The 2,991-nt window shown below is 68.7% G+C and carries 2 protein-coding genes and 1 pseudogene; 2 read left to right on the top strand and 1 reads right to left on the bottom strand.

The genetic code is table 11. The features are described 5' to 3' along the window. The first annotated feature begins 232 nt into the window (after positions 1-232). Both G6R25_RS23040 and G6R25_RS23045 read left to right on the top strand, forming a co-directional pair. A complete protein-coding gene (locus G6R25_RS23040) occupies positions 233-1,693 on the top strand; it encodes an aldehyde dehydrogenase (RefSeq protein WP_163554545.1) in 1,461 nt (486 codons plus the stop codon). 209 nt (positions 1,694-1,902) lie between these two features. Then, entirely contained in the window at positions 1,903-2,634 is a 732-nt protein-coding gene (locus tag G6R25_RS23045; RefSeq protein WP_235949483.1) for a FadR/GntR family transcriptional regulator, read from the top strand. Positions 2,635-2,927: 293 nt separating this feature from the next. Here the strand turns inward: G6R25_RS23045 and G6R25_RS29985 are convergent. Then, positions 2,928-2,987: pseudogene (locus G6R25_RS29985) on the bottom strand (hypothetical protein); the annotation flags it as partial. Positions 2,988-2,991 lie beyond the last annotated feature (4 nt).

A 2,991-nucleotide genomic window follows, 5' to 3' on the forward strand; every position in this document is an offset into this window, starting at 1 on the left:
GACGGCACAACGGGGCCAATACTCCGCGTAGCAGATCGCAACCTAGAACGATCTTCCCGGGTCCCTGGAATTCCTCGAAGGTGCCGACGGGGACTCGCGGCTGTCGTGCCAGCTGATCGTGACGGGTAAGTGCGACGGCATCCGCATTCAGGTGGTCGACTCCAGCGGGTGAATCCGCCCTGGTTTGCCGCGGCAATGATCGAGTTTTATCCGCCGAGCGAAAGGAATGGCCATGACCACAATCGAGTACGACGGTCTCTACATCGGCGGGCAGTGGGCGAGCCCGGCGTCGACAGAGCGCATCGAGGTCACTGAGGCGGCGACCGAGCAGCCCGCCGGCAGCGTGCCCGCGGCGGGAGAGCGCGATATCGACGCTGCCGTCGACGCGGCCCGTCGGGCCTTCGACGAACCGGGCGGGTGGGCCACGTGGGCGCCATCCCAGCGGGGTGAGGTACTCGAGCGGTTCGCCGTGGCGCTGGAGTTACGGGGAGCCGAGACAGCCCGGCGGGTGTCGGTGCAGAACGGCATGCCCCTGTGGCTGGCGCAGAACTTCGAGGCAGGTTTCCCCGCACTGCTCCTGCGCTACTACACCGGACTCGTGGCCGGCGGGCAGCAGGAGGTCCGGGCCGGCATGCTGGGCAAGAAGTCGCGGGTCCTGCGGGAGCCGATCGGGGTCGTCGCCGCGATCGTGCCGTGGAACGTGCCACAGGCCATCACCTTCCTCAAACTCGCCCCGGCGCTCGCGGCCGGGAACACCGTGGTCCTCAAGCCGGCTCCCGAGACTGTCCTGGACGCCTTCCTCATGGCCGAGGCAGCGATCGAGGCGGGACTGCCGCCGGGCGTGCTCAACGTCGTGCCGGCAGGCCGGGAGGTGGGCGCCTACCTCGTCGCGCACCCTGGTGTCGACAAGGTGTCGTTCACCGGCTCCACTCCGGCCGGCCGGGCCATCGCCGAGACCTGCGGCCGGCTGCTGCGGCCGGTGACCCTCGAACTCGGCGGCAAGTCCGCCGCGGTCGTGCTCGACGACGCGGACCTGGCCTCCTCGCTGGAGTCGTTCTTCGCCGCCACGCTGCTCAACAACGGCCAGATCTGCTGGCTGAGTACCCGTATCCTGGCTCCGCGCGCGAAATACGACGTGATCGTCGACACCATCACGGCACTCGCCGGCTCGCTGACGATCGGCAATCCGTTCGAGCCGGACACGAAGGTCGGCCCGCTGGTCTCGCAACGGCAGCGGGAACGGGTGGAGTCCTACATGGCCAAGGGCAGGGCCGAGGGCGGTCGGATCACGACCGGCGGCGGACGTCCGGCCGGCCTCGACCGGGGCTGGTATGTCGAGCCGACCATCTTCGCGGACGTCGACCCGAAGGCGACGATTTCCCAGGAAGAGATCTTTGGCCCGGTGCTCGCGGTGATCCCGTACACCGACGAGGACGACGCCGTCGCCATCGCGAACGACAGCGACTACGGCCTGGGTGGGTCGGTCTGGACCAGCGATCCCGAGCGTGGCGCGGCGTTCGCGCGCAGGGTGCGCTCCGGCACGGTCGGCGTCAACGGGTACGTCAACGATCCGTTCGCGCCGTTCGGCGGCATCAAGGCCAGCGGACTGGGGCGTGAACTGGGGCCGGAGGGGCTGCAGCCATTCCAGGTGCTCAAGACGATCTACCTAGACGAGGCCAACGACCCGGCCTGAGGACTCTTCGTGGCGGTGGCGCTCGAACATCCCGAACGTCCCGGAGGTCACCACGGCTTTCCACCATGGGCAAGCTCTCGTCGTCGAGATGGCGTCCTCATCCCGATCGTGCGGCGTTCGACTGCTACGTTTTAGGTGTGACCAATGGACCAAGCGTGGGGTGGACGGCGGCGGCTTCCGACCGGCCAGGCGCTACGATCCGTGACCCGGTGCGGCTGACTCCGATGCAGGTCCCCAAGGCGTCTGACGTCCTCGCCGATGATCTGCGGGAGCGCATCCTGCGGGGCGAGTTCCGCGAGGGCACCGCGCTGCCGCCCGAGCGTGAACTGGTCATCCAGACCCAGATGAGCCGCACCACAGTCCGCGAGGCGTTGCGCATTCTTGAGGTTCAGGGGTTGGTCCGGATCAAGACGGGTCGCTCCGGTGGAGCCTTCGTGCAGGTCCCCGGCGAAGAGTCGGTGGCGAGTTCGGTCAGCCTGATGATCCGTGGCCGGCAGATCCGGCTTGCCGCCCTGCTCGAGACCCGCGAGGCCATCGAACCGGCGTGCGCCCGGCTGGCCGCGAGGTATCGGACGGATGCCGATCTGGCCAGGCTGGCGCATGCCGATGAGGCGATCGCGGCTGAGGAGGGGTCGCTGACCGACTTCCTGCGGGCCAACGTCGACTGGCATGTCGCTGTCGCTGTCGCCAGCCACAACGAGCTGTTGACCGGGTTCATCAGCGCGCTTTCCGAGGCCATATACACCTCGACCGACAACAGAGGCTTCGTCGACGCTGAGGTCCGGCGCGTGACGGCCCAGGCCCACCAGTCGATCACCGAGGCGATCCGGGGCCGGGACGCCGACGCGGCCTTCCGGCGCATGACCCGCCACGTCCACGAGTACGTCCAGGCCGTCCTCGAGGTCGAGGAACGCACAGCCATCGACGTCCCCGGAAGCTGACGCCGAGCAGTTCCGGCAGCGCCTCGGCGACGACAGTTTGCTCGTCGACGTGACCCTATTCGCCGCGGAAGAGGGGCGGGCGCTTCGCGGCGACCTCGAGCGCCTCGTCGAGCAGGCCGTCGGCGGGCACGATCCGGGAGACGAGGCCGGCCGACTCGGCCTCGGTGGCGTCCATCGTCCGGCCGGTCAGGCACAAGTTCCATCGCCAGGGACAGGCCGTCCTCATCGGTGCACCCGAGCACGTCGGCCAGGAAGGCGACCATCGTCTGGTGGTAGGTCCACGCCGTCGTGACGCCGATGCCGAAGTCCTCGGCGAGATCGTTGTACGTGGCGTTGCGACGCAGCCGGCACAGCGTC

Origin of the sequence: Candidatus Frankia alpina, from assembly GCF_902806485.1 — a bacterium.
Taxonomy (GTDB): Bacteria; Actinomycetota; Actinomycetes; order Frankiales; family Frankiaceae; genus Frankia; species Frankia alpina.

What these genes read in the sequence shown, in the direction of transcription:
- G6R25_RS23040 (WP_163554545.1), top strand. Translation starts at nt 233, where the DNA reads ATGACCACAATCGAGTACGACGGTCTCTACATCGGCGGGCAGTGGGCG.